22 protein-coding genes are annotated in these 26936 nt (G+C 64.4%); 9 read left to right on the forward strand and 13 right to left on the reverse strand.

All coding sequences use genetic code 11. The annotated features are described in order from the left end of the window. Positions 1-72: 72 nt before the first annotated feature. Positions 73-369, reverse strand: coding sequence for a hypothetical protein (locus LFT47_RS08255; protein WP_236816951.1), 297 nt, complete (start codon positions 367-369; stop codon positions 73-75). A gap of 186 nt (positions 370-555) precedes the next feature. Then, positions 556-1980 carry a type I glutamate--ammonia ligase gene (gene glnA, locus LFT47_RS08260; RefSeq protein WP_236816953.1) on the reverse strand — a complete coding sequence of 475 codons (1425 nt, stop codon included), beginning with the start codon at positions 1978-1980 and terminating at the stop codon, positions 556-558. A gap of 319 nt (positions 1981-2299) precedes the next feature. Between glnA and LFT47_RS08265 the strand changes: the two genes are divergently transcribed. Next, the gene (locus LFT47_RS08265) at positions 2300-2737 is read left to right on the forward strand and encodes an RDD family protein (protein WP_236816955.1); all 438 of its coding nucleotides are present in this window, start codon (positions 2300-2302) and stop codon (positions 2735-2737) included. A 66-nt stretch (positions 2738-2803) separates the two neighbouring features. Here the strand turns inward: LFT47_RS08265 and LFT47_RS08270 are convergent, their stop codons facing one another. The 3 genes from LFT47_RS08270 to lipB all read right to left on the reverse strand — a co-directional run bounded on the left by LFT47_RS08270 (position 2804) and on the right by lipB (position 5341). Next, positions 2804-3568 (reverse strand): DUF4191 domain-containing protein, encoded by a 765-nt coding sequence (locus LFT47_RS08270; RefSeq protein ID WP_236816957.1) that lies wholly within the window; start codon positions 3566-3568, stop codon positions 2804-2806. 88 nt (positions 3569-3656) lie between these two features. Next, the gene (gene lipA / locus LFT47_RS08275) at positions 3657-4676 is read right to left on the reverse strand and encodes a lipoyl synthase (protein WP_236816959.1); all 1020 of its coding nucleotides are present in this window, start codon (positions 4674-4676) and stop codon (positions 3657-3659) included. Further along, entirely contained in the window at positions 4673-5341 is a 669-nt protein-coding gene (gene lipB / locus LFT47_RS08280) for a lipoyl(octanoyl) transferase LipB (RefSeq protein WP_236816960.1), read from the reverse strand. Before lipB ends, lipA begins: the two co-directional genes overlap by 4 nt. A 191-nt stretch (positions 5342-5532) precedes the next feature. Between lipB and LFT47_RS08285 the strand changes: the two genes are divergently transcribed. Next, positions 5533-7107 (forward strand): serine/threonine-protein kinase, encoded by a 1575-nt coding sequence (locus tag LFT47_RS08285; RefSeq protein ID WP_236816962.1) that lies wholly within the window; start codon positions 5533-5535, stop codon positions 7105-7107. A gap of 4 nt (positions 7108-7111) precedes the next feature. Here LFT47_RS08285 and LFT47_RS08290 read toward each other — a convergent pair whose 3' ends face one another. Next, entirely contained in the window at positions 7112-8011 is a 900-nt protein-coding gene (locus tag LFT47_RS08290) for a TIGR01777 family oxidoreductase (protein WP_236816964.1), read from the reverse strand. A gap of 84 nt (positions 8012-8095) precedes the next feature. Between LFT47_RS08290 and LFT47_RS08295 the strand changes: the two genes are divergently transcribed. Continuing rightward, positions 8096-11614: a S41 family peptidase gene (locus tag LFT47_RS08295; protein WP_236816966.1), complete on the forward strand. Its 3519-nt coding sequence runs from the start codon at positions 8096-8098 to the stop codon at positions 11612-11614. Positions 11615-11696: 82 nt separating this feature from the next. On the opposite strand, the gene LFT47_RS08300 is transcribed toward LFT47_RS08295, so the two are convergent. The 5 genes from LFT47_RS08300 to LFT47_RS08320 all read right to left on the reverse strand — a co-directional run bounded on the left by LFT47_RS08300 (position 11697) and on the right by LFT47_RS08320 (position 17722). Beyond that, on the reverse strand, positions 11697-12125 hold the full coding sequence (locus LFT47_RS08300) for an OsmC family protein (protein WP_184739048.1): 429 nt from the start codon (positions 12123-12125) through the stop codon (positions 11697-11699). Between the two features lie 127 nt (positions 12126-12252). After that, on the reverse strand, positions 12253-12606 hold the full coding sequence (locus tag LFT47_RS08305) for a hypothetical protein (protein WP_059389121.1): 354 nt from the start codon (positions 12604-12606) through the stop codon (positions 12253-12255). A gap of 124 nt (positions 12607-12730) precedes the next feature. Further along, positions 12731-14476 (reverse strand): 2-oxoglutarate dehydrogenase, E2 component, dihydrolipoamide succinyltransferase, encoded by a 1746-nt coding sequence (sucB, locus tag LFT47_RS08310; RefSeq protein WP_236816968.1) that lies wholly within the window; start codon positions 14474-14476, stop codon positions 12731-12733. Positions 14477-14583: 107 nt separating this feature from the next. Next, positions 14584-15966: a dihydrolipoyl dehydrogenase gene (gene lpdA, locus LFT47_RS08315; protein WP_236816970.1), complete on the reverse strand. Its 1383-nt coding sequence runs from the start codon at positions 15964-15966 to the stop codon at positions 14584-14586. Between the two features lie 235 nt (positions 15967-16201). Further along, positions 16202-17722: a leucyl aminopeptidase gene (locus LFT47_RS08320; protein ID WP_236816973.1), complete on the reverse strand. Its 1521-nt coding sequence runs from the start codon at positions 17720-17722 to the stop codon at positions 16202-16204. Between the two features lie 318 nt (positions 17723-18040). Here LFT47_RS08320 and LFT47_RS08325 point away from each other — a divergent pair, with 318 nt between their 5' ends. The 4 genes from LFT47_RS08325 (at position 18041) to LFT47_RS08340 (ending at position 23343) form a co-directional block, all read left to right on the forward strand. Continuing rightward, positions 18041-18979: a proteasome assembly chaperone family protein gene (locus tag LFT47_RS08325; protein WP_236816974.1), complete on the forward strand. Its 939-nt coding sequence runs from the start codon at positions 18041-18043 to the stop codon at positions 18977-18979. 35 nt (positions 18980-19014) lie between these two features. Continuing rightward, positions 19015-20373 (forward strand): MFS transporter, encoded by a 1359-nt coding sequence (locus LFT47_RS08330; protein WP_236816976.1) that lies wholly within the window; start codon positions 19015-19017, stop codon positions 20371-20373. Positions 20374-20475: 102 nt separating this feature from the next. Next, complete coding sequence (locus LFT47_RS08335) at positions 20476-21729, forward strand: DUF4192 domain-containing protein (RefSeq protein WP_236816978.1); 1254 nt, start codon at positions 20476-20478, stop codon at positions 21727-21729. Positions 21730-22047: 318 nt separating this feature from the next. After that, positions 22048-23343, forward strand: coding sequence for an RNA polymerase sigma factor (locus LFT47_RS08340; RefSeq protein ID WP_236816980.1), 1296 nt, complete (start codon positions 22048-22050; stop codon positions 23341-23343). A 94-nt stretch (positions 23344-23437) separates the two neighbouring features. Here LFT47_RS08340 and LFT47_RS08345 read toward each other — a convergent pair whose 3' ends face one another. Further along, entirely contained in the window at positions 23438-24850 is a 1413-nt protein-coding gene (locus LFT47_RS08345; protein WP_236816982.1) for an aminotransferase-like domain-containing protein, read from the reverse strand. Here LFT47_RS08345 and LFT47_RS08350 point away from each other — a divergent pair. Beyond that, positions 24849-25808 (forward strand): DMT family transporter, encoded by a 960-nt coding sequence (locus LFT47_RS08350; protein WP_236816984.1) that lies wholly within the window; start codon positions 24849-24851, stop codon positions 25806-25808. The genes LFT47_RS08345 and LFT47_RS08350 overlap by 2 nt on opposite strands. A 47-nt stretch (positions 25809-25855) precedes the next feature. After that, a complete protein-coding gene (locus tag LFT47_RS08355) occupies positions 25856-26482 on the forward strand; it encodes an FMN-binding negative transcriptional regulator (RefSeq protein WP_236816986.1) in 627 nt (208 codons plus the stop codon). Positions 26483-26584: 102 nt separating this feature from the next. Here LFT47_RS08355 and LFT47_RS08360 read toward each other — a convergent pair whose 3' ends face one another. Beyond that, on the reverse strand, positions 26585-26806 hold the full coding sequence (locus LFT47_RS08360) for a DUF7455 domain-containing protein (protein ID WP_059389114.1): 222 nt from the start codon (positions 26804-26806) through the stop codon (positions 26585-26587). Positions 26807-26936 lie beyond the last annotated feature (130 nt).

Below are 26936 nucleotides of genomic sequence, written 5' to 3' on the forward strand. Positions count from 1 at the left end.
TGGGGTAATTTCATTGCGGACATTTCCGATTCGGTAAACAGAGACGGCGTTGGGCTCCGGCGCGCATCAGTGCTAAGCCAGGATGGTCGGCTCAACGTGGTGTTTTTCTTGATGTTTCTCGGTGTACGCTTCTTCTCGAAATTCGTCGTGCGGGAAGCCTCCGGGCAGCGACCCCTCGGCGAGGCCGCGGAGGACGAGGCGGCGCAGGGGTGGCTGTCCGTCTGCCGCGGGAACTGACGAACCAATCGGAGCAGGGGCAGGTATGTTGGCTGCTGCCATCCGGTCAACTCCTGATGCGCCGGCGGCCCACAACAGCATGACTGCGAGGGCCGCCATTGCGTGCACGATGGGTCTTTTCCAAAGCCTCATTTCTTAAACCTTGCCCAGCTGCGTCAAAACTGCGTCAAATTCTCCTTTGCAGAGGCTGGGAGCCTCGAACCTTCAACGGCCGGAAGCGAGTAATTGTGAGGCTGCGGTTAAAAGCGGAAGCGCCCCTCGCCCGGTGAACGGGCGGGGGGCGCTTTGCGGTCAGGGCGGTTTAGCCCTGCAATCTAGCTAGACGCCGTAGTAGAGCTCGAACTCGTACGGGTTCGGGCGCAGCGACAGCGGACGGATCTCGTTCTCGTACTTGTACTCGATCCAGGTGTCGATCAGGTCCTGGGTGAAGACGCCGCCGGCCTGCAGGAACTCGTTGTCCTCGCGCAGGGCCTCGAGGGCTTCCTCAAGGGAGCCCGGGGCCTTGGGGATGTCCTTGGCTTCCTCGGCAGGCAGTTCGTACAGGTCCTTGTCGATCGGAGCCGGGGGCTCGATGCGGTTGCGGATGCCGTCGATACCGGCCATGAGCTGGGCGGAGAACGCCAGGTACGGGTTGGAAGCGGCGTCCGGAGCGCGGAACTCGATGCGCTTGGCCTTCGGGTTGGAGCCCGTGATCGGGATGCGGATGCCGGCGGAGCGGTTGCCCTGCGAGTAGACCATGTTGACGGGAGCTTCGAAGCCCTTGACCAAGCGGCGGTACGAGTTGACCGTGGGGTTGGTGAAGGCGAGTACGGCAGAGGAGTGCTTCAGCAGGCCGCCGATGTACCAGCGCGCGGTGTCGGACAGGCCGGCGTAGCCCTTCTCGTCGTAGAACAGCGGGTCGCCGTTGCTCCACAGGGATTGGTGGCAGTGCATACCCGAGCCGTTGTCACCGAAAATCGGCTTCGGCATGAAGGTAACGGACTTGCCGTACTCCCACGCAGTGTTCTTGATGACGTACTTGAACTTCTGCAGGTCGTCGGCAGCATGCACCAGAGTGGTGAACTTGTAGTTGATCTCAGCCTGGCCGGCGGCGCCGACTTCGTGGTGCGAGCGCTCGACTTCGAGGCCTGCTTCGTCCAGGGCGAGGCACATCGCGTCGCGCAGGTCAGCCTGGTGGTCAACCGGCGATACCGGGAAGTAACCGCCCTTGAAGGGGGTCTTGTAACCGAGGTTTCCGCCTTCTTCTTCGCGGCTCGTGTTCCAAGGGGCTTCAATCGAGTCGACCTTGTAGAACGAACCCTGCGGGGAGGATTCGAACTGGACGTTGTCGAAGACGTAGAACTCAGCTTCGGGAGCAAAGAATGCCGTGTCCGCAATGCCGGTGGAGGCCAGGTAGGCTTCGGCTTTTTCGGCAACGCCGCGCGGGTCGCGGTGGTACGGGTCTCCCGTACGCGGGTTCACGATGGAGAAGTTCAGCGCGAGGGTCTTCTCGATGCGGAAGGCGTCGATGAAGGCCGTGGTGACGTCCGGGATGAGCTGCATGTCGGACTCGGCGATGCCCTGGAAACCGCGGATGGAAGATCCGTCAAAGAGCTGGCCGTTGACAAAGAAGTCAGCGTCAACGCTCTTGGCCGGCACATTGAAGTGCTGCTGGACGCCCGGAAGATCGGTGAAGCGGATATCGACGAATTTAACATCTTCGTCTTTGATGAACTTGAGGACTTCGTCCGCAGTCTTGAACATCTATGCTCCTAACGCATAACAGGTAACAGGCCCCACGGGCCGTCTGATCCAGCGCAAACCGAAAGCAGGGAAACAAAAAAGTATCCCTGATGCGGCGGCTAGCAACTTCTCCAACCATAGGGAAATGGGATTTCCCCGGAGTGTCGGTATTGTTTCGAGCAGGTTACAGAACTGCCTGCCGTGTAAACGCTACTGGTCTACTGCAGTGCCAGTCTATGTCTTACGCCTGTGTGTCTGTTTCCTTGTGAACACAACTGATCTCCCACTGGCGAAACCTCCCGCCGTCGGGCGTGCGATGGTGAAGCCGTAAGCTTGAAGTGTGGTTGATCGTAAAGATATTGGTTCATGGCTCACAGGGCCGGACACGTCCGGAATCTCCAAGTACCCGGGAGCACGGCTCGGCCTCCCCGAGTCCGGCCCCGGCTCAATGGCCCGGGCCGGCCGTCGCATCCTGGCAATCTGCATTGACTGGGTCATTGCCCTGGTGATCAGCAACTTTGCCTTCGGCGGCAACCAATGGGCGACGCTTGCTGTGTTTGCCGTGGAGCAGATCCTTCTCATCGGCACGCTGGGCTATAGCATCGGACACCGGGTTGCCGGCATCCACGTAGTACGGCTCGGGGGAGCACAGGCGGGACCCCTGGCTGCTTTGGTCAGGACGATCCTCCTGTGCCTGGTGATTCCCGCGGTTGTTTTCGATCCCGACCAGCGCGGACTCCATGACAGAGCCATGAACACAATCCTCATTCGGATGTAACTTTCTACGCAGACGAAAAAGCCGCCCGCTCCCGGAGATTCCAGGAACGGGCGGCTTTTGTGTTGGTTAGCGTCCGCGTGCGGCCTTGCGGTCAGGCCGTGCCTTATAGGGGTCGATGCCCTTGGGGATCGGCAGGCGGTTGCCCAGCGAAGAGATCCGCTTGCTGACAGCGCCGACCTCAACCTTAGTGAGCTCGTTCTTGTATTTGTTCATGGTCTTTGCGATCTGGCTGATGGGAACCTGGCCTTCGCCACGGCCGCTTTCGATCACGTGAATGGTGACGTTCGGCAGGATACGTGCGAGCTTCTTGCGCTCGGCGTCAACCAGGGGCTTGACGCGGTGCGACGGTCCTTCGCTGACCAGCACGACGCCGGGACGGCCGATGGCGCGGAAGACGGCGTCCTGGGTGCGCGGGTTGACGGCGACCGGCTGATCCTCGGTGATCCAGCCGCGGCGCAGGGTCCCCAAAGCCGCACCGGAAGCTCCGGGCTGGTTCTCAATCTGTGCGAAGGCCGCACGTTCCGCGCGGCGCGAGAGGATGAAGACGGCTGCCAGCAGGCCCAAGGGGATGCCGATGATGAGGCCTGTGACCCAGTTGTTCAGGAGGAGCCCCACGACGAGGCTGACAGCAATGACGCCAAGGAACGCCAGAAGCATGAGCCACACGACGATGGGGTCATTGCGGCGGGTCATCTTGAAGACCTCGCCGATCTGCTTCAGCTGGCTCGGCTTCTTGGCCTTGGCTTCCTTGGGCTTGCGGGAAAACAAGCCGCGTTTGGGAGCGTCGGCAGCCGATGTTGTCGAGTTGCTGGGATCAGGGGATTTCGCCATAGTGCCTTAATTCTACGTGATTTATGCCAAAGGACCGGACGCCGGATTTGTCCGGGATCCGGTCCTTTGACCGTGCTGGGCCGACGTGCTATGCGTGGTGTGCGAGGAGGGTGCGGGCTTCCTGGCGGGTGGTGCCGGAGTCCTGGATGCCTTCGGCGATGTGGGCCAGGTGGGCGGGGATTTCGCGGCCTTTCTTGCGCATCGCGGTGGCCCAGAGGCGTCCGGCGCGGTAGGAGGAGCGGACCAGGGGGCCGGACATGACGCCGAGGAAGCCGATTTCCTCGGCTTCGGTGGCGAGCTCGACGAATTCCTGGGGTTTGACCCAGCGGTCCACGGGCAGGTGCCGTTCGGAGGGGCGCAGGTACTGGGTGATGGTGATCAGGTCACAGCCGGCGGCGTGCAGGTCGGTCAGGGCTTCGGAGATCTCTTCCCGGGTTTCGCCCATGCCCAGGATCAGGTTGGATTTGGTGACCATGCCGGCGGCCCGGCCCTGGGTGATGACGTCCAGGGAGCGGTCGTAGCGGAACGCGGGGCGGATGCGCTTGAAGATCCGGGGCACGGTTTCGACGTTGTGCGCGAAGACCTCCGGGTTCGAGTCGCAGATCGCTTGGATGTGTTCGGGTTTGCCGGAGAAGTCGGGGATGAGCAGTTCGACGCCGGTGCCGGGGTTCAGTTCGTGGATCTTGCGGACGGTTTCGGCGTAGAGCCAGACGCCTTCGTCTTCGAGGTCGTCGCGGGCGACGCCGGTGACGGTGGCGTAGCGGAGCTGCATGGCTTGGACGGAGCGGGCGACCTTGGTGGGTTCGAACATGTCCACGGGGGAGGGTTTGCCGGTGTCGATCTGGCAGAAGTCGCAGCGGCGGGTGCATTCGGAGCCGCCGATCAGGAAGGTCGCTTCCTTGTCTTCCCAGCACTCGAAGATGTTCGGGCAGCCGGCTTCCTCGCAGACGGTGTGCAGGCCTTCTTTTTTCACGAGGTTCTTCAGGCCGACGAATTCCGGGCCCATCTGGACCTTGGCCTTGATCCACTCGGGCTTGCGTTCGACCGGGACGGCTTTGTTGCGCTGTTCAACGCGCAGCAGCTTACGGCCTTCAGGTGCCAGGGTCACTGGAGTGCTCCTTCGGGGCTGGATACGAGTGCTTCTTCGTGCTTGAGGAACTCTTCGATGAAGCGCTCGGCAATGTCGGCCGGGTTGATGGTCCTGCCGGTCTCAATGGACATGGTGGTGACGCTGGCGTCGGTGATGCCGCACGCGATGATCTGCGCGTAGGGAGCGAGATCGTTGCTGCAGTTGATGGCCACGCCGTGCATAGTGACGCCGTCGAGGACACGGATGCCGATTGCCGCAATCTTACGGTCCGGACCCTTCTCGTCGGCGAGGACCCAGACGCCGGCCCGGCCCTTGACCCGCGTGGCCTTGATTCCGTAGTCCTCCATGATCGCGATCATGACGGCTTCGAGGCGCTCGACGTAGTCACGGATCCCGGCTCGGTTCTTCAGCTTGAGGATGGGGTAGGCAATGAGCTGTCCCGGTCCGTGCCAGGTCAATTTTCCGCCACGGTCCACGGGAACAACCGGCGTGCCGTCAAAGGGGCGCTCGTGGTCCTCCGTGAGCTTGCCAGCCGTGTACACCGCAGCATGTTCAAGGAGCAGGACGGTGCTCGGTTTCTCGCCGGCAACAACCTTGTTGTGGAGTTCGCGCTGGATATCCCAGCCCTGCATGTAGTCAACGAAATCCGGGGCAAGACCCAGCTGTGAAAACTCAAGAGTCATGGGGACAAGCTTAGACCCCGCTGGACGCAAGCCATGATTTTGTGGCCAAGCTCTCAGTCGTACTCGTCTTGCTTGCGGGGCCGCGGACTTCTGGCCTGTGGATAACTTCTGCGGCAATCCGCGATTTCCGGTATTTGTTGAGCATGGAGACTTTTTCGCGCGGCGAGAGTGGTCGGGACCACGAGGGGGTCATGCCTTCCGAGGGAATCGAACCTTCAGAACCCTTGATCCCAGGCTTTGTTCCGGTCCGTGAGTTGGGGCGCGGCGGGAGCGCCACGGTGTGGCTCGCAACGGAGCAGCGGTCGCGGCGCAATTTCGCCGTGAAATGCCTTGGCCGCAGACCGGCGACGGTGAGTCCGGGGGAGGCCAAGTCTGCCGTGCTCCGCGAGGTGCGGCTTCTGTCCAGCCTGGACCATGAGCACCTCGTCAAGGTCCACGGCGTCGTTGAGTTGGCAGGGTCCTTCGACGGCGGCTTGGGCGTGGTCATGGACTACGCCCCCGGTGGCTCGCTTGGGCAGTTGGTGTCCAGCAGGGGACGTCTTGGCGTGGGTGAGACGGTGACTATCCTGACGCCGCTCGCACAGGTATTGGCCTTTCTGCATCGCCACGGCATGACACATTCCGATGTTTCGCCCGGGAATGTGCTCTTCACTGCCCAAGGGAAGCCGCTCCTCTCGGACATGGGCATTTCCCGCGCAGTGGGGGACGCTGCCGGGGTCCCTGAGTCCGGAACTCCCGGATTCGTGGATCCGGATCCGGTTGTCCGCGGGACCGCGGAACTCCAGCCGCAGCGCGATACCTACGCCCTCGCAGCCCTTGGCTGGTATTGCCTCACCGGTTCGGCTCCGGACACCGCGGCACGCAGGCCGCCCCTGACGTTGCTGGTGCCCGCGGTCCCCACGGCCCTGGCAGTTGCCATCGAGGCCGGGCTCCATCCCGATGGGCAACAGCGGCCCTCCGCGGCCGAATTGGGTGTCGCGGTCTACAGGAGCGCAGCGCCGGAGGCCGTGGACCTGTCCGTTTCGGTGCACGCGACGGTTGTTCCGGAACTGATGACCCGGCGTCGGGCTTTGGGTCCCCGTTCAAAGCGCGCCCGCATCGCGGCGCTTTTCAGCTTCGGCCGTCCGGGAGTGGGACGAAGACATAGGCGGGCGGTTGCGCATGTTTCCGTACGACGGCGGGTGGCGTCCATTGTGCTTGCCCTCGGGATAGTTGTGGGCGCCGGAACAATAACCACCGTGTGGTGGGCTGGAACGGCGTGGCAGGCCGAGGATCGGGGACCGGCGGCCGGAGCCTCCGCTTCGGCGCCTGAGACCGTCCTCGACGGAGTTCCCGCGGCGGCAGAGGTTCCGGCGGCGGCACGGAACATGATCCGATCACCAAACCCCGAGGAAGCGATCAGGGGACTGTCGGCGATCCGGGACACAGCGTTGAGTTCCGGCAAGTTTGCGCTCCTGGACCACGTCAATGTGCAGGGCTCGGCGGCCGCGGCCTCGGATGGAAGGCTCAGGGATGAATTGATCCGCGCCGGCCTGGTGCTCGCTGGCTTCACCACCACTCTAACCAGCGTGAGCGTGGAGGGCCCTTCCGGCCCGGACGGGGCAACGGTCGCTGTCACGGTGGAAACCTCCGCCTATGAAGAACGGGACGCCTCTGGGAAGGTAGTCGGAGCGCGTCCCCGGGGCGAACCACTGGAACTCAGGGTGGTTCTCCTGCGTGGCGAGGACGCATGGAGGATCACCGAGATCCTGGCAAAGCAGTCTTAAGCGATCATTTGCCGCCGTTTGCCACCCATCGGGCGGCGTCCGCCAGCGCGGGGTGCTGCCAGGCAAAGCCTGAGTCCATCAGCCGTGCCGGTTCCATGCGCTGGTTGGCAAGGACAAGTTCCTCTGCCAAATGGCTGCCGAGGGCAAGTCGCAGCGCGGGGGCAGGTACGCGAAGGAAAGCCGGCCGGTGCAGGGCCGCCGCCAGCTGCGCAACGATGGCGTTGACGTCGGCACTTTCCGGGGCGCACACGTTGACGGGACCTTCGAGCGGGGAGTTGAGCAGGTATTCGAAGGCTGAAACTTCATCCACGAGGGAAATCCACGGCCAATACTGCCGGCCGTTACCGAGTGGTCCGCCCACGCCCATCTTCAACAACGGAAGGAGCGGCCCCAGCGCTCCGCCATCAGGGCTGAGGACCACACCCGTACGCGGCGTCACCACCCGCACGCCGGCGGGTGCCGTGTGGGCGGCGGCCTCCCAATCGACGCACAGGGTGGCCAGCATGCCTTTGCCTGGCCCCGCGTCCTCGCGGAGCAGGCCGGCACGGGACGAGCCGTAGTAACCCGAGGCCGACTGGCTCAGGAACGTTCCGGGCGGAGTTCCCAGCCGTCCCATGGCTGCCGTGAGCGTTTTTGTTGTCCGCAAACGTGAGTCGATGATGTCCCGCACGCGTGCTTTGGTCCAGCGGCGCTCCCCGATGCCTGCCCCGGAGAGGTTGACCACGGCGTCCACACCGTCGAGTACCGCCTCATCCAATTGACCCGCGGCCGGATCCCAATATGCCTCGGCGGCTCCTGCTGGCGGACGGCGGACGAGCCGGACGACGTCGTGCCCACTGCCGAGGAGATGGGCGGAGAGCGCGGTTCCGATGAATCCTGAAGCACCCGAGATCACGATTCGCATGCCCCATCTCATCATGGCAAGCATCACTTCGGCATTACGGCAGGCCTCAAAAGGGCTCGGTTCTCCTTTGACTATGATCGAACAATGACCTCCTCCAGCTACTTCCGTTTCCCGCATTTGCACGGTGATTTGATCACTTTCGTGGCCGAAGACGACGTTTGGATTGCGCCCGTGGCCGGAGGCCGCGCGTGGCGGATCTCGGCCCAGCAGCTTCCTGCACGCAATCCGCGCTTCACCCCGGACGGAAAGCGGCTCGTCTGGACGACGATCGTCGGGACCGCTCCCGAGGTGGTGACGGCAGAGGTCGACGGCGGCGGGTACCGGCAGTTGAGCTACTTCGGCCACAGCACCACCCGCGTCAAGGGATTCACCTCCACAGGCGACATTGTGGTCACCACGGCTTTCGAACAGGCTGAGGGGCGGCACACGCATGCGTACGCCTTGCCATTCGATGGCGGCCCCGCCGTCGAGCTTCCCTTCGGCCCCGTCGAATCGGTGGCGTTCGGCCCGGAAGTGGGGGACGAGCGTCCCGTTGTCCTTGCGAGCGTGCTTTCCCGCGAGCCTGCCTGGTGGAAGAGGTACCGCGGCGGTACCGCCGGAAAACTGTGGATCGACGCCGACGGGAACGGCGAGTTCGCCCGCTTGCTTCCCGGGTTCGACGGGAACCTCGCGGACCCGCTGTGGGTAGGTGGACGGATCGCCTTCCTCTCAGACCATGAGGGGTACGGAAATCTCTATTCAGTGCAGCCGGACGGTTCGGATCTGCGCCGGCATACCGATCACGAAGACTTCTACGTCCGGCACGCCGCGAGCGACGGCAAGCGGGTCATCTTTGAATCGGCGGGTGAGTTGTGGATCCTGCCGACGCTCGATGCCGATGCCGAGGCCGCGCGGGTGGACATCTCGCTGGGCTCGGCATCCCAGTCGCGCCGCCCGTCACCCCTCAATGCCGCCGCCCACTTGGGCGACGTGTTCCCCAACGCAGCAGGTTCGGCCAGCGCGGTGGAATCCCACGGAACCATCCACTGGCTGCGCCACAAGGACGGACCGTCCCGGGTTGTCGAAGCGACCCCGGGCGTGCGCGCAAGGCTTCCCCGCCCCCTTGTTGACGGTCGTATCGCCTATGTAGCAGACCACGACGGCGTCGATTCCCTGTACATCAAGAGGATTGCCCCGCGTTTTTCGCGGCCTGCCGTCGAGGCGCCAGTCCAGGACGCTGGACCCGCGCCACGCGAAGCTGAAGAGGACGGCGCCGGACAATTGCCCCGCCCGGTCTCGGCATCGGCCATTGCGGGGCAGCCCGTGACGTCCGCGGTTCGGCTGCCGGAACCGCACGCCGAGCGCGCTACGGCGTCCGCGGACGCCGAGGCTGTCCCGGCCGACTCCGCGGGTGGCGGAGCCGAGGAGTCGCGGCTCGACTTCCTGAGGATCGACTTCCCCAAGGCAGCCCGTCCAAGCGCCCTTGAAGCCAGTCCAGATGGCCGGTGGCTTGCCGTGGGTACCGCATTCGGGGACGCCTACCTCGCCGACACTGCCAGTGGCACGTTGTCGCTGCTTGTCAGCGTAGGGGACGGCAGCATCGAAGGCCTCGCATGGTCGCCGGACTCACAATGGCTCGCTTGGTCCGAGCCTGTGACGTCCTTCGGGTCGCGGAGCAAGTTGCGCATGGTCAGCACCGCCAACCCGGAAGACATCGTGGAGGTCACCGATGGCCGCTTCTGCGACGAATCGCCGGCCTTCACTCCCGATGGCAAATTCCTGGCCTTCCTCTCGAACCGCAGCTTTGATCCGGTCTATGACGGCCATGCCTTCGACTTGTCTTTCCCCAGCCCCATCAAGCCGTACCTCGTGGCGCTGGCTGCAGCCACTCCTTCGCCCTTCGGCCCGGTGGTGGACCTGCTGGACGAGGACGAAGCGGACGCCGTACCCGAAGGGAAGAACGGCGAGAAGTTTGGTCCGGGGGATGGCGCCGGGACCCCCGTCAAGGTCCGTGTGGACCGTGAGGGGCTGCCGTTGCGCGTCATCGGCGTCCCCGTGCCGCAGGGCAACTACTCGGCCCTTTCGGCCTCCAACGGCGCACTGCTGTGGCTCGACACCCCGCTCTCAGGCGTCACGGGAGATGGCCGCGGCACGGTGCAGGACAAGGCACCCGCTCCGGCGCTGGTCCGCTACGAGCTTTCGAAGCAGAAGCAGGTCACACTCGCGTCCGCGGTTGAGCGCTACCGATTGTCCGGAGACGGCAAGAAACTGGTCTTCGTCAACGACAAGAAGGTTGTCGCCGTACCGTCCGACGCCAAGGTTGAGGAAGAATCGGGCGAGCTGGTCAAGGTTGAGCTGAACCGGATCCGGGTGGTCATGGATCCGTTGGCCGTGTGGGGACAGGCGTTCGACGAAGCGTGGCGACTGCAGCGGGACTTCTTCTGGACCGAAGACATGGCCGGCCAGGACTGGGAATCGGTACATGGACGGTACCGTCCCGTCGTCGAACGCTTGGGCTCGCACGACGACCTGGTGGACCTTCTGTGGGAACTGCACGGTGAGCTGGGCACTTCCCACGCCTACGTGCGTCCGGTGGCGGTAAGCGAACCCGGGAGCAATGGACAGGGCAGGCTCGGCGCCGACCTCAAGCTCACGGAGGCCGGTTGGGAGATCACGCGCATCCTCGCCGGAGACTCTTCGGACCCCTTGGCCAACTCTCCGCTGACGCGGCCGGGATCCGACGCGAAGGTGGGCGACGTTGTCCTGGCGATCGACGGCGTCGGGCTCTCCGCGGACCGTACTCCAGCCAAACAGCTGGTGGGCGCAGCGGGCCGGACGGTGGAACTCACGATCTTGAATGGCGGCGGGCACGGCGAGGGGGCCGGCCAGCAGCGGCGGATCGCCGTCGTTCCGGTGAAGGATGAGGAACGCTTGCGGTACCAGGAATGGGTGCACGCCAACAGGCGCACCGTGCGCGAGGCCTCGGACGGAAAGTTCGGGTACCTGCATGTCCCGGACATGATGGCCAACGGCTGGGCGCAGCTTCACCGGGACCTCGATACCGAGACCGCGCTGGACGGGTTGGTTGTCGATGTGCGGCGGAACCGTGGCGGCCACACCTCGCAGCTCGTGGCGGAACTGATCGGACGCAAGGTCACCGGCTGGAGCATGCCCCGCGGCGAAAAGCCGCGCACCTACCCGCATCACGCCCCGCGTGGCCCCGTCATCATCCTGGCCGACGAATTCGCGGGTTCCGACGGCGACATCATCACCCAGGTGTCCAAACTCCGCGGCATCGGCCCGGTCATCGGCACCCGGACCTGGGGCGGCGTCGTGGGCATCGACAACCGTTTCTCCCTGGCTGACGGCACAGGGGTGACCCAACCGCGCTATGCCACGTGGTTCTCAGGCGGCATCGGCTGGAGCGTGGAGAATTTCGGGGTTGAGCCGGACATTGAAGTGGTGTTCCCGCCCCACGCCTATGCGGCCGGCACGGATCCCCAGCTGGAGTACGGGATCGGCGCGCTCAAGGAAATGGTCCAGGAACTACCCACGGACCGGCCACCGCTGCGTGAAGGCTACCGCCAGGTGCGCCCCGCGGCCTTGCCCGCGAGGCCGCAATAGGGCTGGCTGAAGGCCGGCAAAACGAAGTCCCCGCCCTTCCGGATGGAAAGGCGGGGACTTCGCTGCTTTGGACGTGTTGCCGCTAGGAAGCGAGCGTGGCATCCAGCGTGATCGGAGTTGCCCGGAGTGCCTGGGATACCGGGCAGTTGACCTTCGCGTCCTCGGCGAGGCGCTGGAATTCTTCTTCGGAGACACCGGGGATGCGTGCGCTCACGGTCAAGTGGATGCCCGTGATGCCCTCGCCCGGCTGGAAGGTGACGTCGGCCTTGGTGTTGACCTCTTCCGGCGTGAAGCCCGCACCTGCCACGCCGTTGCTGAACGCCATCGAGAAGCATGCCGAGTGTGCTGCGGCAATCAGCTCTTCGGGGCTGGTCTTGCCCTCTGCGGACTCCGCGCGGGCCTTCCACGTGACGTTGAAGGTTCCGAGTCCGGAGCTGTCCAGCGTGGTGTTGCCGGCGCCTTCGATCAGGTTGCCGTTCCATACGGTGTGTGCGGTGCGTGTTGTAGCCATGTTCACTCCTCAGCGTCGTTGCGAATTGGCATCCGGAAACCGGATGCCGCCGGGATCAATCCTAGGGATTCGACGGCGGCGGCGCACCGCTGTCCGCTCTCAGAGGATTGTGACTGCCACGCGGGGATTACTGCCAGATCGTGGCGATGGCGATGTTGAGCAATCCCAGGCCTCCGACGCCGTGGGCCAGGCCGGTCGAGACCGGTTCGCCCTTCTTGACCTTGCGCGAGCCGATGACGGCGAGCACGGCCACTGCGAGACCGATCGCGAACTTGATGCCGAGCTTGAAGTAGTTAGGGTCGGCATTGGGCAGCATGGGCAGGATTCCCATCATCGCAATACCGGTGATCAGCTGCACGAAGGCGCCATCCCGCTGGCGCGGGTGCACAGTCGGCTGCTTCATGGTGGCGATCCAGTAGCCCACAATCATGGCTGCGCCGACGATGTGCAAGAACAGCAGGACGTTGAAGAGGATAGTCATGGCTCCAGCTTATCCAGAATCTTCTACGAGCCGTAGCAAAGCCACGGGGCAATATCCGGGCATGAAAAACGGGAAGGTCCCGGCGGTTTCCCGTCGGGACCTTCCCGTCACACTATGACTGGAATCAGAGGCCCAGGTCGGCTTCGAAGGAACCTTCCTCAAGGCGGGCCCTGAGGGTCTGCAGGAAGCGGCCAGCGTCGGCACCGTCAACCAGGCGGTGATCGTACGTGAGGGACAGGTACATCATGGAGCGGATGGCGATCGAGTCGTCACCGTTCTCGTCGGCAACGACAACCGGACGCTTGACGATCGCGCCGGTGCCCAGGATGCCCACCTGGGGCTGGTTGATGATCGGCGTGTCGAACAACGCGCCGACAGACCCGATGTTGGTGATGCTGAAGGTACCGCCGGACAGCTCGTCCGGACCGATCTTCCCCTGGCGCGTACGGCCGGCGACATCGGCGATCTTGCTGGCCAGGCCGGCAAGGTTCAAGTTGCCGGCGTCGGAAATCACCGGGACCAGCAGGCCCTTGTCGGTGTCCACCGCGATCGCGAGGTGTTCCGCGTTGTGGTACGTGATTTCCTGCTTGGCTTCGTCGTACGCAGCGTTCAGCTTGGGGTGCTGCTTCAAGGCTTCGGCCACGGCCTTGGCGATGAACGGCAGGAAGGTCAGCTTGACGCCGTTCTGGGCCTCGAAAGAGCCCTTGGCCTTGAGGCGGAGCTTGGCGATCTTGGTCATGTCGACCTCGTGCACCTGGGTGAGCTGCGTTGAGGTTTCGAGGGACTCGCGCATGCGGCGGGCGATGACCTGGCGGATGCGCGGGGCCTTCTCCACGGTCCCGCGGAGCGAAGAGGCCGCCACGGGGGCGGCAGCAGGCTTGCCGGGGGTCGTGGGAGCTGCGGACGCCGGCGCAGCGGCTGCGGCCTTCTTTGCGTCGGCCGCGGCAAGCACGTCCTGCTTCCGGATACGGCCGCCGACGCCGGTGCCCGTCACGGTGGTGATGTCGACACCGTTCTGGTTGGCCAGCTTGCGGACGAGGGGAGTGACGTAGCCGGACTCGCTCGAAGACGCTGCGGGTGCGGCAACCGGTGCCGCGGCAGCCGGTGCTGCTGCCGGTGCCGGTGCTGCCGGAGCGGGTACGGCTTCAACAACGGGTGCCGCCGCGGCGGGGGCTGCTGCTACAGGTGCCGGAGCGGCTGCGGGTGCCAGTGCGGCGGCGGGTGCCGGTGCTGCTGCGGCGGGGGCGCCGGAGCCGATGACGGCAAGAACGGAACCGACTTCAGCAGTGTCGTCTTCGTTGACGCGGATTTCGAGCAAAGTACCGGCCACGGGGGAGGGGATCTCGGTGTCGACCTTGTCGGTGGAGACCTCGAGGAGCGGTTCGTCCACCTCGACGGTGTCGCCGACGGCCTTGAGCCAGCGGGTGACGGTGCCTTCGGTGACGCTTTCACCCAAGGCGGGGAGAGTCACGTCGTGACCCGATGCCTCCCCGGATGCTGCGGCGGGGGCTGCGGATTCTTCGGCTGCGGGAGCCGGTGCCGCTTCAGGGGCAGGTGCAGCCTCAGCTGCCGGTGCGGGGGCTGCCGGTGCTTCTTCCGCAGGAGCGGCTGCGGGCGCTGCAGCGCCGTTGCTGCCGCTGCCGATCCGGACTAGGGGAGCGCCGACTTCGGCGGTCTCGTCTTCAGCTACGAGGATTTCTTCGATGATGCCGGCAATAGGGGACGGGATTTCGGTGTCTACTTTGTCGGTGGAAACTTCGAGCAGGGGCTCGTCGACTTCCACTCGGTCACCAACCTGCTTGAGCCAGCGAGTGACGGTGCCTTCGGTGACGCTTTCACCGAGGGCGGGCAAGTTAACGGATTCAGACATGTCGTCCCCGTTCTCCTTATTGATCTTTAGTGCGGATGAGTGTTGCCTGCTGGGGTCCTGCGCCCGCAGTTCGTGCGGGCGCAGGACCGGGTGTCTTGCGTAAAGACTTAGCCGTGGAGCGGCTTTCCTGCCAGCGCGAGGTGGACTTCGCCCAGGGTCTCGTTCTGCGTCGGGTGTGCGTGGATGAACTGGGCCACGTCCTCCGGGTGTGCTTCCCAGTTGACGATCAGCTGTGCTTCGCCGATCTGCTCGCCCATGCGGGAACCGATCATGTGGATACCGACAACCGGACCGTCCTTCTGGCGGACCACCTTCACGATGCCGCCGGTGCCCAGGATGGAGCTCTTGCCGTTGCCGGCCAGGTTGTATTCCTGGGTCTGGACCTGGTCCTCGCCGAACTTCTCCTTGGCGCCCTTTTCGGTGTAGCCAACGGTGGCGATTTCAGGTTCGCAGAAGGTGACCTTCGGGATGTTCACGTCTTCGACGACCACCGGATTGAGGCCGGCGATCTCTTCGGCGACGAAGATGCCCTGCTGGTACCCGCGGTGGGCCAGCTGGACGCCGGGGACGATGTCGCCGACGGCGTAGACGTTGCCGACGCCGGTGTGCAGGCGTTCGTTGGTGATGACGAAGCCGCGGTCGATGGTGACGCCGGCTTCTTCGTAACCGAGGTTGGCGGTGACGGGGCCACGGCCCACGGCAACAAGGAGGAGATCGGCTTCGAAGGTCTGGCCGTCAACCAGCGTGACCTTCACGCCGTTGTCGTCCTGCTCGACGCCCTGGAAGAAGACGCCGGTGCTGAACTTGATGCCGCGCTTCTTGAAGGCGCGCTCAAGGTTCTTCACGATGGCGGCGTCCTCGTTGGGAACGAGGGAGGGGAGGCCTTCAACGATCGTGACGTCGACGCCGAAGGACTTCCACACGGAAGCGAATTCGACGCCGATGACGCCGCCGCCGAGCACGATGACGCTCTTGGGGATGTAGTCCATGGTCAGCGCTTCATCGGAGGTGATGACCCGGCCGCCGATTTCCAGGCCGGGCAGGGAACGGGAGTAGGAACCCGTGGCCAGGACGATGTTCTTGCCCTTGTAGGCTGTGCCGTTCACGACGACGGTGTCGGTGCCCTGCAGCTTGCCTTCGCCTTCGATGACCGTGATGCCCTTGGACTTGATGAGTCCCTGCAGGCCCTTGTACTTACCGGCGACGATTCCGTCCTTGTAGGCGTTCACGGCCGTGATGTCGATGCTGTCCAGCGTGACGTTGACTCCGTACTTGGCGGAATCGCGTGCGTGGTCGGCCAGTTCCGCCGAGTGCAGCAGGGCCTTGGTGGGGATACACCCGTTGTGCAGGCAGGTGCCGCCGAGCTTTCCCTTCTCGACGAGGCCAACGGTGAAACCTAGCTGAACGGCACGCAGAGCCGTGGCGTAGCCGCCGCTGCCGCCACCGAGTACCAGGATGTCGAATTCTTGCGCAGTTGCCTGATCGGCCACTAGGACGCTCCCTCGCGTGAGCGATGACACGCGACTACGCGTCATCTGGTCTTGGAACTTGTACTGCCGCGATTATGCCAGCACCGAAGTTCTCTTGCATTTGTGACTACTTTGGTTCACCTTAGCGAACCACTTATCCATGCTCCACCCTGCCGGGGCATTTGTGGGGCGCTTGTGGCCAGACTCACGTCGGGCCGTGGGGCCGGTCATGAACCGGCCCCACTTGGGGACGCGCTTAGGCCGTGGCCAGCATGTCTTCGACGTAGGCGAGTAGCGTCCGGACAGTGCAGCCCGTGCCTTGCTTGGGCGTGTAGCCGTAGGGGCTGCCGTTGTTGAAGGACGGGCCGGCGATATCGACATGTGCCCAGGGGATCTGCTTGCCCTCGGCGTCCTTGCCGACGAACTCGCGCAGGAACACGGCCGCAGTCATCATTCCGCCGTGGCGTTCGCCGATGTTGGCGATGTCGGCCACCTGCGAATCGAGGCTGGCCCGCAGTTCTTCCGGCAGCGGCATCGGCCAGACGAGTTCGCCCGCGCGGTCCGCAGCGGACTTGAGGGCGCCTGTGACGGCGTCGGAACCCATGACACCGGCAGTGCGGTTGCCGAGGGCGATCAGCTGGGCGCCCGTCAGCGTCGCGACGTCGATGATGGCGTCCGGCTGCTCGAGGCTGGCCGCGACGATTCCGTCGGCCATGACCAGGCGTCCCTCGGCGTCGGTGTTGAGGACCTCGACCGTCTTGCCGCCGTACACCGTGAGAACGTCAGCCGGGCGCTGTGCAGCGCCGGACGGCATGTTCTCGGCGATGCAGAGCCACGCGGTCACCTTGACGGGCAACCCGAGCCCGGCGACGGCCAGGACAGTATTAAGTACGACGGCGGCGCCCGCCATGTCGCTCTTCATGTCGCCCATGCCGAGGGCAGGCTTGATGGAAATGCCGCCGGTGTCAAAGGTGATGCCCTTGCCGACGAGCGCGATCTTCTTGGTGGCCTTGGCCGGGGCGTACTCGACCTTGACGAGGCGCGGCTGGCGGGTTGAACCCTTGCCAACGCCCAGGATTCCGCCGAAACCGTCCTTTTCGAGGCGCTTTTCGTCCCACACGGTGACCTTGACGGGCAGTCCCTTGGAGAGTTCCTTGGCAGCTTCGGCAAAGGACTCTGGGTAAAGGTGGCTCGGAGGCTGGTTGACGAGGGTGCGGGTGTCGTTGACCGCGCGTCCCACGAGAAGTGCCCGATCGAGCGCGGGCTCGACGTCCTTGCCGTCAAACGCCGTGTGGATCAGGACCTTGCCGACCGGATCCTTGAGGCCGTCCTTGCTGGAGCGGTGCTCCGTATAGGAATACGAACCCAGCACGGCGCCTTCGGCGACGGCTGCGACGTCGGCGAGGGACGCCGTCGGGAGGGCCAGCGTCACGGAGGACAAACCGGCCAGTTGGCGGACGGCGGATCCTGCAGTCCGGCGCAGGGTTTCCTCGGCGAGGAGGGCGTCGCCGGCGACCTTGCCGACACCTGCCAGGACGAGGACGCCCGAACCGGTCTCCGGAAGACCAGGCAGACGGTGTACCTGATCGGGTGCTCCCGTGATGCCGAGGAGGCCGAATGAAGCGGCGAGGGTTTCCGCGGCCTTCGCCCCCAGCGGGTTCCCGAGCAGTACCGGCCCGTCTTCCCCCTGTCCAACGGCTATCACGAGTGCGTCGCTGGGCGCCTTCTTCAGGTCCTTGGCAATAGTGCCAAGGGTGATGTCTGTAGTCTTCACCACGAGGATTTGTCCTCATCTCTCTCTGCATGGCTTGGCCGGGCTGCATGTTAGGCGCCCGGCCCTGGTACCCCTCGGTTGTCCGCTTGTGACAACGTCGGTGGTTGCTTGGGTCCGCACACGGCGGCACGTCTCGATCGTAGTCTGTCTGTTGCGCGGGAAAGCAATTAAATGAGAGTTGCGGCACATTGGCCGACAGGAATGCGCGGCCCGTCCGGGGCGTTGTACCAATACATGGAGCGTGGCCGGCCGCCGAGGCGTCTGCTGCGGCGTGCAGCCGCCTGCTCCTCCAAGAATTTGAAACTGCGAAAGGAACATGCCGTGTTTGAACGGATTTCCGGCTCACTCCTTGACCCTGAGTCGCTCTATGCGAGCAACATCGAGCTCTTCCACAGCCCGGATATCAGGGGCCTGAACATGCTGATGGGCTTCACCGGATTCGCTGATGCCGGTCACGTGGTCCAGCAGATCAACCGGGAACTACTGGATACGCTCGAAGTCGAGACCGTGGCTGTGTTCGACGCCGACCAGCTCATCGACTACCGCACGCGCCGTCCCCACATCAGTTTCGTCGAAGACCATCTGGAGGACTACAAAGCCCCTCAACTGGCGCTTTACAAGCTGAATGACGGCTTGGGCGAGCCGTTCCTCCTGCTTGCCGGTTTTGAACCTGATCTCCAATGGGAGCGTTTCGCGCGCGCCGTCGTCGGGATTGTGGAAAAACTGGACGTCAACTTGGTGACCTGGATCCACTCCATTCCCATGCCTGTTCCGCACACCCGGCCGGTCGGTGTCACGGTGCACGGTAACCGCCCGGAACTCATCGAAGGCATTTCCACGTGGAAGCCGACTGTTGAGGTTCCTGCGGCCGTCGGCCACATCCTCGAGTTGCGGCTGGTTGAGGCCGGGCGGAAAGTGGCCGGGTACGTTATCCACGTCCCGCACTACCTCGCCGATGCCGAGTACCCGCCGGCAGCGGTCGCAGGACTCGAATACCTCGGTGCGGCCACGTCCCTGATGCTGCCGACGGACCGGCTTCGCGAGGCCGGCAGGGAAGTGGGCAGGCAGATCGCCGAACAAGTGGAAGCATCCGAGGACGTGCAGCAGGTGGTTTCCAAGCTGGAGTCCCGCTATGACGACAAGGCCGAGGGAACAGTCCGCCGTTCCCTGCTCGCCGACGAGAATGATGAACTGCCCAACGCCGAGGACCTGGGCGCGGCGGTTGAGGCGTATCTCGCACGTAAAGATGCGCGCCCATAAAGCAGCTTTAATGCGGCCCCGGGCATAATGGAAGGGTGAACGCACCCCGCGCCTGGCTCATTTGGACGATTGGGGTGCTTGCCTACCTTGTGGCGGTCGCCCAGCGCACATCCTTCGGCGTGTCCGGACTGGAGGCCACCGAACGGTTCCATGCCAGTGCGGCGGCCATTTCCTTCTTCACGGTGCTTCAACTGCTGGTTTACGCCGGCCTCCAGATACCGGTCGGGCTCCTCGTTGACCGCTTCGGCTCGCGCGCCATGATCGCCAGCGGTGCCGTGCTCATGGGCCTCGGCCAACTCCAGTTGGCTTATGCCGACGCTGTTCCGGCAGGCGTGCTCGGCCGGGTCCTCGTCGGCGCCGGTGACGCCATGACCTTCGTCTCCGTGATCCGCCTCGTGCCTATCTGGTTCGCCCCGGCAAGGGTTCCGCTCGTCACCCAGCTGACGGGAATGTCGGGCCAGTTGGGCCAGCTCATCAGTGTGGTGCCGTTCGCGCTGGTCCTTCATTCGGCGGGTTGGAATACGGCCTTCCTGGCGTTGAGCTCGTTGTCGGCGCTCGCCGTTGTCCTTGTTCTGGCCTTGCTCAGGGACGTTCCGCCGGGTCACCCGCCGCGGGAGAGCGCCCAAGGGCTACGCGCCACAGGCGTGACACTTGCGCGTGCCTGGAAGCAGCCCGGGACGCGCCTGGGACTCTGGTGCCACTTCACAGTCCAGTTCAGCGGCAACGTCTTCGCCATGTCCTGGGGTTACCCGTTCCTGGTATCGGCGCAGGGCCTGAACCCTGCCACCGTGTCCGCCTTGATGGGACTCTTCGTCGTCACCAGCATCCTCGTGGGGCCGTTGTTTGGAACCTTCGTGGCCAGGCACCCCATGCGGCGCTCGGCCATGGTCCTCCTGATTACGGCGGCCACCGCGCTCGCATGGGCTGCGGTGCTGCTGTTGCCGAGCAGGGCGCCCCTATGGTTGCTTGCCTTGTTGGTGGTTGCGCTGGCCATCGGCGGCCCCGGGTCCATGATCGGTTTTGATTTTGCCCGGACATTCAATCCTTCCCACAGGATCGGCACCGCCACCGGCATCGTCAATGTGGGTGGCTTCGTTGCGGCCCTCGTGACGATCTACTTGGTGGGGCTCATCCTCGACCTCCTCCACACCAGCGGTTTCTCGGGCGGGGAGCTGTACGGCCTGGCGCCCTTCCGCATCGCCTTGAGCGTGCAGTTCCTGTTCCTGCTCGTGGGTACGGTCCTGATCCTCATGACCCGCCGCAAAGTGCGCCGCCAAATGGCGGCCCAGGGCGTACACGTCCCGCCACTCCTCGTGTCGCTGGCTAACCAGCGCCGACGCCGCGTGGAATTGCGCCGCGAACGGCTAGCGAAGCAGCGGAGCTCCACGCCGTAGCCTGCTCTCACGGTGTTCCTCCACAGGCGTTGACGGTCACCTTTGTCCACATAGGGCAATTGGGGCCTGCCGTCGCCCGTCATTGATGCCGATGCTGGATTCATGACAGCAGACAACCGTGTGACCATCTCCCGGCCCGAGGACATCCTCGGCTTCATTCCCCATGCCTTGGGACTCTGGCCGAAGGAGAGCCTCGTTGCCATCACGCTGCGTGGGCAGACGCTTGGCGCCACGCTCCGCGTGGACCTTCCAGCCGAGAGGTCCGAACGCATGCTTGCCGCTTTCTCACGGAGGATCGGTGAGTATCTGGACGCGGACCATGACGCCGACGGCGTGCTTTTGGCATTCTTCAGCGACGACGGTTGGGACGATGGCGGCGTTGCCGCAGGCGAGCTGCGCCTGCTGGAGGCCCTGGAGCCCGTGCTGGCCCACCGTGGCTTGGCGCTGCGCGATGCCTGGTTCATTGGTTCCGACTACTGGCGAAGCGCATACTGCGCCGATCTTGAGTGCTGTCCCCTTCCCGGGCGACCCGTGGACCAGATCCTGGATAGCCGGCTCAATGCGGAGATGGTGTTCAGGGGGAGCAACGTCAGGGAATCGCCGCGGTTGTTGGGGCCAGGGGACGAGCCTGTCCTTGATCCGGAATTCATGCGTGCGGAAGGCGCCATGCTTGGGGAGTTGCTCCGGCGGTGGCGGAGCAGGAAGGCATTCGAAGAAATGCTGGATGCGTGGACGTGGGTCCTCGACTCCAACAGTCCGGACGAGTTCGACGGCGAGGCCGCGGCGTTCCTCCGGGCGAGCCTGAGGGTTCCTGCGTGGCGGGACGCCGTGGTGGTCCTGGCGGCTGCGGGGAAAGCGGTCGCCTGCGGCGGCGCAGAGGCCTTCGGCTTCTTTGAGCATGAGGACGATGAAGAGCCCGCCTTGGTCATTCCGTCCGGGCTCTGTTCCCTGGCGTCAGTACCGGGCACGGCGTCAGCAGCGGGCACGACGTCAGCAGCGGGCAAGCCGACTGAGTCCGCCGATGTCAGTGTCCTGCGCTACGGAGACGTGCTCCTGGGCCTATACCCGGAAAACCCCGATTGGAAGCGATTGACGCGCCTGGACCAGGTTCTGGCGACGCTCTCCCGGCTCGGTGGCGGGGAGGCGCGCGCGGCCATGCTCACGATCCGCGGATGGATTCAGTGGTGCCGGGGGAGCGGTTCGTTCGCCCACGAGCTCCTTTCACAGGCCGACGCTGAACAGCAGGGCTATCGACTCGCCGAACTACTCGCCGAGGTGGTGAGGCGAGGAACGGTCTGCGGCTGGGCCAAAAGCAAGTTGTCCGCATGGCGGAAGTTCGGTGGGGTGGTCCCATGACCCCGGGCACCGAGGTGGCTCCAAGGGGGGGGGGCGTCGTTGGGGGAATCCGTGCGGCACGTAATTGTTTGCACGGCAGCGGATATCGACCCCTGGAACTCAAAACCGTGAGACAATGGTTGCCGAGACCCGGTTGGGTCCGTGTTTCAAGTGCCGTAAACGTCCCCTGAACTCTAGGGAACATTAAGGCGCCGTCGGGAGTTTTACCTAAAGACTCTGCAGTCGGCGATGGCACTTGATGTTGATCACGGACTTGACAGGGTCATAGTGGTGTTGCCCCCATGGTGATTCCACAGACCGCCGCTAGAAAGGTTTTCTGTGACCCCGTCTTCCGCCGAGAAGGAACCCGCCGCCCTGGCCGAACTGTCCGCCGAAGAAAAGAAGGCGGCTACAGCTGCGAAGCGTGCGGCAACGCGTGCTGCCAATGCTTCGACTGCAGGTGCAGAGAAGCCGGCACCCAAGAAGCGCGGGCCCAAGCCCGGCGCCAAGGCCGCTGCCGAAGCAGCCAACAAGTCCGCCGGCACGGACGAGGACTCCGAAGAAGCCGAGGATTTTGACGCCGTCGTTCCCGACGAAGCAGAGCTCACGGAGGAAGTCGAAGAAGGCGAAGAGGGCAAGAAGCCGGCCACGACCGGTTCCGGCTTTGTCTACTCGGATGCCGACGACGACGATGCGCCTGTCCAGCAGGTCATGTCAGCCGGCGCCACGGCCGACCCCGTCAAGGACTACCTGAAGCAGATCGGCAAGGTTGCCCTGCTTAATGCGGAGCAGGAAGTCGACCTTGCGCTCCGCATCGAAGCCGGCCTGTTCGCCGAAGAGAAGATCAACGCCGACGACGGCTCCATGGACCCGAAGCTCAAGCGTGAGCTCGAGTTCATCATCCACGACGGCAAGAGGGCGAAGAACCACCTGCTCGAAGCCAACCTGCGCCTCGTGGTCTCGCTGGCCAAGCGCTACACCGGCCGCGGCATGCTGTTCCTGGACCTCATCCAGGAAGGCAACCTGGGCCTGATCCGTGCAGTGGAGAAGTTCGACTACACCAAGGGCTTCAAGTTCTCCACCTATGCCACCTGGTGGATTCGCCAGGCCATCACCCGCGCCATGGCTGACCAGGCCCGGACCATCCGCATCCCGGTGCACATGGTGGAAGTCATCAACAAGCTGGCACGTGTCCAGCGCCAGATGCTTCAGGACCTTGGACGCGAACCCACGCCTGAGGAACTGGCGCTCGAACTGGACATGACTCCGGAGAAGGTCGTTGAAGTCCAGAAGTACGGCCGCGAGCCCATCTCCCTCCACACCCCGCTTGGCGAAGACGGCGATTCCGAATTCGGCGACCTCATCGAGGACTCCGAAGCGGTTGTGCCTGCGGACGCTGTGAGCTTCACACTCCTCCAGGAGCAGTTGCACTCCGTGCTCGATACCCTGTCCGAGCGTGAAGCGGGCGTCGTCGCGATGCGTTTCGGCCTTACCGATGGCCAGCCGAAGACTTTAGACGAAATCGGCAAGGTCTATGGAGTCACCCGCGAACGCATCCGTCAGATCGAATCGAAGACGATGTCCAAGCTGCGCCACCCCTCGCGGTCGCAGGTCCTGCGCGACTACCTCGACTAAAGCAACGGACGGTCTGCCTTAACGGGCACCGCCCGTCAAGAAGTGGACCCCCGGATTTCTCCGGGGGTCCTTTTTGCGTCAAGAGGGATTTCGTCTAGGCGCTGTTCCGTTCGAGTGCCTGGCCAATGATGCGGGCACCTTCCGGGAAAGCGGAGGGGTTGGGTCCTGCGTAATTGAGCCGGATGAACGGTCCCGCCGGTTCGGCGGGGAACCATTCCGTACCGACCGCGATCATCACCCCGGCACTCTCGCAGTCCCGGGTCAGCCTTTCGAGGTCCGTCCCGTCTGGCAGGCGTGCCCAAAGGTTCAGCCCTCCCTTGGGGATGAGGCCGAGGTGGGCCCGGGGGGCGTGCTCGCGCAGGCTTGAGATAAGAAGGTCGCGGCGTGACTGGAGCTGATGGCGGAGGCTGCGCAGATGCGTCTGCCAGGCCGGCTGGGTGACGACATCGAGGGCCGCAGCCTGCAACAATCCGCTGACATACATCGACTCGGCCGCGCGGTCCGCAAGGATACGTTCGCGGGCGGGGCCGCGCGCGATGACGGCGGCAACGCGGATGGCGGGTGAAACGCTTTTCGTGAGGGAACGTAGATAGACCACGTGCCCGGAGTCGTCACGGGCGGCGAGGGGTACCGGCGTCGACGTGATGCCGAAATCGTGGGCCCAGTCGTCCTCGACGAGGAACGCGCCGTACTGCCGGACGACGTCCAGGACTTCTTCGCCCCGACGGGTGGACCATTGCGCTCCAGTGGGGTTGGCATAGTTTGGTTGCGCATAGAACAGCCGCGCGCCCGTCTCCTCGAAGGCCCTGGCCAGTTCTTCGGGATCCGGTCCATCGGCTCCGCTGGGCACCGGAACGATGCGCACTCCGGCTTGTGTCGCGGCCAGGATGGCTCCCCAATAGCTCGGAGATTCCATGAGCAGCGGCTGCCCGTGGCCCACCAATGCGGTGAAGATGGAGCTGAGGCCGCCTTGGCTTCCAGGCAGGACGATGACGTCGCTCGGTGTTGGCGGGGTGAGCCCAGCCGGCGTCGCGGAGCCGAGTTCGTGCGCGAACCAGGACTGCAACTCGGGAAGGCCGGCCGCCGGAGGCCGGGACAGAGCAGCGTCGCCGCGGGCCACGCGGGCGAGAGCGGCCCGCACAAGCCGCTCGGGCAGGAGTTCCCGGTCCGGGTATCCGGAGTGGAAGGCGATAGTGGCGTTCGAGGTGTCGCGCATCGTAGTGGAGGCTGAACGGGGAGGCGCTTGTGGTGCACGCAGTGCCGCAGTTTGCCAGCCATAATCCGAGGGGCGTGCTGTCCGGGCGGCCCGCACGAAGGTGCCGACGCCGGGCCGGCTCTCGATCAAGCCCTGCGAAGTAAGCGTCTGCAAGGCTTTCTGCACCGTCACAGGGCTGGCCTGGTATTCGGCAACCAGTGACCGGGTGGACGGAAGCCGGGATCCCGGCGCGGACCCGGCGATCCATTCCCGCAGTCGCATCGCAATCCTGGAACTGCTATCGTTGTTCATGAAAGACAATAGTAGCGCTACTACAATTATTCCCACAGTGATATCGTCCCACTCGACAACCGGTCTCTGGTGGGGCCTTCTCGGAGTAGCGGCGTTCTCGTTCACTGTTCCCTTCACGCGGGTGGCGGTGGGTGGCCTGTCGCCCCTGTTCATCGGCTCCGGCCGTGCCGTCGTCGCGGCGATACTCGCGGCGTTCGCCCTCTCGCTCACCAGGCAGCGGCTTCCTCGGGGCAGGCAATGGGCGCGCCTTGCAGTGGTAGCCGCCGGGATTGTCATCGGATTCCCCTTGCTCACTTCGTTCGCACTCACGACGGCGCCGGCCAGCCACGGTGCCGTCGTCATCGCCCTGTTGCCGGCAGCAACGGCAACCGCCGCAGTACTCCGTGGACGGGAGCATCCGCCGGTCGCCTTCTGGCTGGTGACGGCCGTGGGTGCCTTCGCGGCGATTGCTTTCGCCCTATCGCAGGCCGGTCAGCCCGCACAGTCAGGCGGGCCCGGGCAGCTGAACTGGGCGGATGTGCTGCTCCTCGGAGCTGTCGTTGCTGCGGCAATCGGCTACGCGGAAGGCGGCCTGCTCGCCCGCGAACTCGGCGCATGGCAGACCGTATCGTGGGCGCTCGTCCTGGCCTTGCCGTTGATGGCCGGCCTCTTAGCGCTCTCGATGGCCCAGCAGCCGCCGTCGGCCTCACCGGTCCAGTGGGCCGCTTTTGCATACCTGGGAGTCGTCAGCATGTTCTTCGGCTTCTTCGCCTGGTACAGGGGCCTCGCCATTGGGCCCATGGCCAAAGTCAGCCAGGTACAACTCATCCAGCCCGTACTGAGCATTTGCTGGGCAGGCCTGTTGCTGGGCGAGTCCCTGGGCTGGACCACGATTGTAGGTGGGCTGGCCGTCATCGTTTGCGCCGGCGTCGCGGTCCGGGTCCGGCTCAATCCGCAGCGCCCGGAACAGAAACGCTGAATACCAACACAACAGATCGCCCGTCCCAAGACAGGAAGAAGAGAACCATGTACATCCCAGCGCATTTCGAGGCCGGTCCCGACGTACTCCACGAGCTCCTGACACGGCCACGTGCGGCGAATCTGGTCACCATGACGTCGCAGGGCCTGCTGGCGACCTTCCTGCCGCTCATCTACGATCCTTCGATCGGCGAATACGGCGCGCTCCACGGGCACCTCGCCCGAACCAACTCCCAATGGTGTGAGCCGGCGATCGGAGAATCATTAGTGATCATCCAGGGCGCGGACGCGTACATCTCGCCCTCCTGGTACGCATCGAAAGCAGAACATGGGCGTGTCGTCCCGACCTGGAACTACTCCACCGCGCACGTTTATGGCAAGCTTTCCGTCCATGAAGATGCCGCGTGGCTCGGGAACCATGTCAGGCAGCTGACCAACCTCAACGAAGCCGAGTCCGAGCGGCCGTGGTCCGTGGACGACGCGCCGGAGCGCTACGTCTCCGGCCAGTTGCGTGCGATCGTTGGCATCGAGCTGGTCATCACCCGCATTGAGGCGAAGGCCAAACTGAGCCAGAACCGGCCCGGCAAGGACATCGACGGGGTGGTGGCCGGGCTTGATGCCCAAGGGCACCAGGAGATTGCTGCCGACGTCGCCCGGGCCAGGCAGGGAAGTTAGCCAGAAAGGGAAGTTAACGCAACGGCCCCCTCCATCCGGAGGGGGCCGTTGTCTCTGTGAAATTATGTCAGCCGGGCGGCCGCTGGGGCCGGCCATTGATGGCTAGTCGGCGAGGACGGGTTCCTTCTCCTGAAGGCGAGCGGTCTCGTCATGCCAATCCGAGGTCATCGGCCGCAGCGTGGCCTCTACTGCACGTGCGTGGTGGCCGCAGAAGAGCAGCTCACCGCCGGAGGACTCGAGTACAACGCGGACATATGCCTGGGCCCCGCAACGGTCACACCGGTCGAGTGCGTTGAGTGTGCGGTCTGCAACTGCTGTTGTCATGTTCGGCCTCCTTAGTAGTTCTGTGTATCCATATAACCAGCATTCGAAGCAAAACCATGGCAAGGATGGGTCACGTTCGCTGTCCGCGTATCACATGTGCGTAACACCGGGAAGTGGCGTCCAGCACGAT

The organism is Arthrobacter sp. FW306-2-2C-D06B (assembly GCF_021789175.1).
In the GTDB taxonomy this organism is placed as follows: Bacteria; Actinomycetota; Actinomycetes; order Actinomycetales; family Micrococcaceae; genus Arthrobacter.